Annotated in this window: 5 protein-coding genes; 2 read left to right on the top strand and 3 right to left on the bottom strand. The window is 68.9% G+C overall.

Translation table 11 applies throughout. From position 1 onward, the window contains the following. From ACZ7IB_RS46895 to ACZ7IB_RS46885, 3 genes are all read right to left on the bottom strand, one after another. A partial coding sequence (locus ACZ7IB_RS46895; RefSeq protein ID WP_470921349.1) for a YncE family protein occupies positions 1-415 on the bottom strand: 415 nt, incomplete at its 3' end. A gap of 855 nt (positions 416-1270) precedes the next feature. Next, positions 1271-1576 carry a hypothetical protein gene (locus tag ACZ7IB_RS46890; protein WP_470921329.1) on the bottom strand — a complete coding sequence of 102 codons (306 nt, stop codon included), beginning with the start codon at positions 1574-1576 and terminating at the stop codon, positions 1271-1273. Positions 1577-1697: 121 nt separating this feature from the next. Then, positions 1698-1874, bottom strand: a complete 177-nt coding sequence (locus ACZ7IB_RS46885; RefSeq protein WP_470921328.1) for a hypothetical protein — start codon at positions 1872-1874, stop codon at positions 1698-1700. Positions 1875-2002: 128 nt separating this feature from the next. Here ACZ7IB_RS46885 and ACZ7IB_RS46880 point away from each other — a divergent pair, with 128 nt between their 5' ends. Then, positions 2003-2536, top strand: a complete 534-nt coding sequence (locus ACZ7IB_RS46880) for a hypothetical protein (protein ID WP_470921327.1) — start codon at positions 2003-2005, stop codon at positions 2534-2536. A 34-nt stretch (positions 2537-2570) separates the two neighbouring features. After that, positions 2571-3602, top strand: coding sequence for a hypothetical protein (locus ACZ7IB_RS46875; protein WP_470921325.1), 1032 nt, complete (start codon positions 2571-2573; stop codon positions 3600-3602). The last annotated feature ends 278 nt before the right edge of the window (positions 3603-3880 follow it).

The following is a 3880-nucleotide window of genomic DNA, read 5'->3' as shown; positions in this document are numbered from 1 at the left end:
CGTTCGGCGACACCGCCACCCCGATGGGAGCATCGCCGACGGGGACAGTGGCGACGACCGTGTTGGTGTTCGTGTTGATCACGGACACCGTGTTGGCGCTGAAGTTGGTGACGTAGGCGCGGGTGCCGTCCGGCGACACCGCCACCCCCAGGGGCTCAAGGCCGACGGGGACGGTGGCGACGACCGTGTCGGTCGCGGTGTTGATCACGGACACCGTGCCATCGGCGCGGTTGGTGACGTAGGCGCGGGTGCCGTCCGGCGACACCGCCACTCCCCACGGCGCATCGCCGACGGGAACCGTGACCACCACCGTGTTCGTCGCTGTGTTGATCACCGACACCGTGCCATCGAGGAAGTTGGCGACGTAGGCGTAGGTGCCGGGCGGCACGGCCTGGGCGGGCTGCGGGGCCACCATGGGCAGGGCCAGGCCGGCCACTAGCACGAGACCTGCCACCAGCGCCCGCAGCAACCCACCCCACCACGAGCGACGCACTCGAAGACCAGGCGGCGCCGACGACGGGAGGGCCTCCTGCGCGCCCACCCCTCTCACGGTTTGACAGATAGTCACAGCAATCCTCCCGACCGAGCTGACAGAATCGGACGTATTATGACAGTTCGCCATATTCGGTATGGCGGGGACGCGCGACCGCCCCGACCATGGGCCGGGGCGGTCGCCTGGACGTTCGTGCGCCCCACCGAGACCGCACCCGGTCCGGTGCCGCGACTGAACCGGAGGATCCGGGGCACGGAGGCGGGCGACTGGACCCAGGCACGGTGAGCACGACGGGCCGGGAAGGGCACCCTCCGCCGACAATCACTCGGCAGGGGGGATCGCTCAGGAATTCGTTGATCCGGCGCAGGGCGGCGCACCCACAACGCTTACGCACATGCCGTACGTGCCTGACGATCCCTCGGATACCCGTAAGGCATGTACGAAAACGGCCACTTGCCCTACATGCCTGCTGCCTCGCTGGCACCCGAGATAACGCCTGCTGCACCGCCGGGGCCGGCCTGCTACCCGTGCAGCACCCGTGTGCCGCCTGGCCCATGCAAATGCTGCGCTGCACCCACGACACCGCCCTGCTGCACTCCCACCACAACCGTGCTGCAACCGACACCCCCGCTGCTGCTGCCCTTCGACAACCACCACCAGGAGCAGCACGAGGTCCCTGCTGCACGCCCTCGCCTCACACCTCACACCCTCACACCGCGCCTCGCCCACCTGGGGAAACAGGCTGTGTGTCACATAGGCGCAGCCGGGATCGGTGAGCTACAAGACGGTGCCGTGCAGGGCGCGGCGGTCCCCGGACATCGCGTAGCGGCGGGCGGCGAGGCCGTGTTCGAGGGGCTCGCCGATCTGCTCGCACAGCAGCGCGAGGACGTGTGCGGCGTCGGTGTCGGAGAGGTAGGCCGGGGCGACTTCGAGCATCAGCTCCCCGATCGCGTGGGTGCTGGCGGCGAGGTCGTCGACGACGGCGCGCAGCGCGGCGAGGGCGGGATCCGCCGGCGGATCGACAGGCGGCGGAGGCGGGGCGGTACGGACGTCGCGGACGGCCTGGCGGACCACGGCGCGCACGGTCGGCTCATCGAGGGCCTGGAGGCCGCTGTGGGCGAGTGTGGTGAGTCGGCGGGTGATTCAGGCTCCGCGACGTCGCCGGTACGTCCGGAGACGGCGATCAGGGCGCGCTGGGACAGCCCTAGTCGAGCGCGGCCGCGGCGGCCGGGGCGCTGTCTCGCATGCGAGACGTCTCGGTGCCGGCGGCGACAGCGGCGAGGGAGCGGGCGACGTCCAGGAGCCGGTACGCCTGGGCGCGGCTGATGCCGAACTCCGCGTCGTAGTACGACCCGCTGGGAAAAGCCCCGGAGTGTCGCAAAAGTCATTCTAAAGAGCGAATGGGCTGATCCGGCGAAAAGAGCAGAGAAGACGGTCAGGAACGCGGTCTTCTGCCGATACCCAGGGGGAGGTGAATTCCACCTGCACCTGTGACAACTGAGGATCAAGATGCGCAGAAGTATCGCGGCCGCGTCACTCGTAGTCGGCCTGGTGGCGGCTCTGGCCGCCCCCCTACCGGCATCGGCCGATCAGAGCGGGACCACGCCGGTGACGCTCTCGGTCACCACCGGCACCATCGACATCACTGTGCCGACGGGGCCTGTGAGCCTGGGAACCGTTGCCGCCAGCAGCACCCCCCAGACGGTCAGCGCACAGCTCGGGAACGTCACCGTGACGGACAACCGGGGCGGTACGACCGGCTGGGTCGTCACCGCGAACGGCGTCGACTTCACAGGGCCCCAGAACATCTCGGTGTCCGCCCCCGGCTCCAGCAGCTACAACACCCCATCCGCCACAGTCACCGGCACCGCCACTGTCAACGCCAGCAACCTGAATCCCCTGTACCCGCCGGGCCCCGTTCAGACCGCCACCGGCGTGTCCGGCATCAACAGCGCCGTCTGGAACCCGACCATCTCCGTCACGATCCCGGCGGACGCCCTGGCCGGCACCTACAGCTCGACGATCACCCATTCCGTGGCCTGATCCAGCACACCGAAATCACTGGGGGGACTCCACCTTGCGCAGTTTCGTTCCTGTTCTGGCTCTGGTGGCCGCGGCACTCATCGCGGCCACCGGCGCTGCCTCACCTGCGACCAATGCAGCGGCGCCGCCACGTTCGTCGGACTCCGGCCCAGGAAGCGTCGGCGTACGCCTCGTCGACATCCCGGCCGACCTGGCCGACGATCCAAGAGCACGGCACTACATCATCGACAATCTGACGCCGGGCACGACCGTGCACCGCCGCATCGAGGTGCTGAATACCACTGATTCCACCTTGCACGTCGAGGTGTATCCGGCCGCCGCCAAGATCACCCACGGCTCGTTCGTGGGGGCAGCCGGCAGGAAGCGGAACGAGCTTTCGTCCTGGACAAGGCTGAGGCACAGGAAGCTCGATGTTCCCGCCCACGACACCGTCCGCGACACTGTGACGATCGCGGTGCCCAGGGACGCGGCGCCGGGTGAGAGCTATGCCGTGGTCTGGGCGCAAGTCAGGGGCGGTCGAGGTGGTGGTGTCGCCCTGGTGAGCCGCACCGGCATCCGGATGTATCTCTCAGTCGGGGGCCACAACCCCCCAGCCCCGAACTTCACCGCGCGCACGATGACGGCTGAACGCGGCCCGGACGGGCGCGCGATCGTGCGCGCCCAGATCATCAACACCGGGGGCCGCGCTCTGGACCTGTCCGGCACCCTGAAGCTCGCCTCGGTGTCGGGAAGCCTGAGCGCGGGCCCCTACCAGGTACAGCTGGGCACTAGCCTGGCACCCCATCAGTCCGAGCCCGTGAAGATTCCGGTAACCGACCAAGTAGCCGACGGCCCTTGGCGCGCCACCCTGGAACTGAAAAGCGGGCTGCTCGTCAAGAAGTTCCACGCGAAGATCAAATTCCCGCACACCTCGGGCATCTCCCCGGCAGCCGCCGTGGACGCCGAAGCATCCGGCGGTGGCGCGCTCACAACGCTGGTCTCGGGGATCCTCCTATTGAGCACCGCTCTTGTGATCGCCAGCGCCCGCATCCGCCGCCGACACGGTAGAGGAACCGCTGACGCGTAACGCCCCTGCCCCGACGCCATCGCGGAGGCGGTGGGTCGTCGTCGGTGGGCTCCGCGTCCTTGAAGGTCAGCGTGTAGTTGATGCCGGCCTCGGTGGTGAACCACACCGTGTCGCCGCCCGGGTCGGCGTCTGCGGCCGCGAAGTGCGGGCTGCGGCGCAGCGCGTCGGCCACGCGGACCGGGTCGGGTGTGCGACATCCCGCGAGTTCCCCAGAGCCCCGCTGATTCTTTGAGCCCATGGCCAGGGGCTTCTTCCTCCGTCGGGTGCTCTTCCGTCCG

It is taken from the genome of Streptomyces sp. NPDC037301 (genome assembly GCF_055602785.1).
Note: the sequence above shows the minus strand (reverse complement) of the source record. Positions and strands in the feature narration are given on the sequence as shown.

What these genes read in the sequence shown, in the direction of transcription:
- ACZ7IB_RS46880 (WP_470921327.1), top strand. Translation starts at nt 2,003, where the DNA reads ATGCGCAGAAGTATCGCGGCCGCGTCACTCGTAGTCGGCCTGGTGGCG.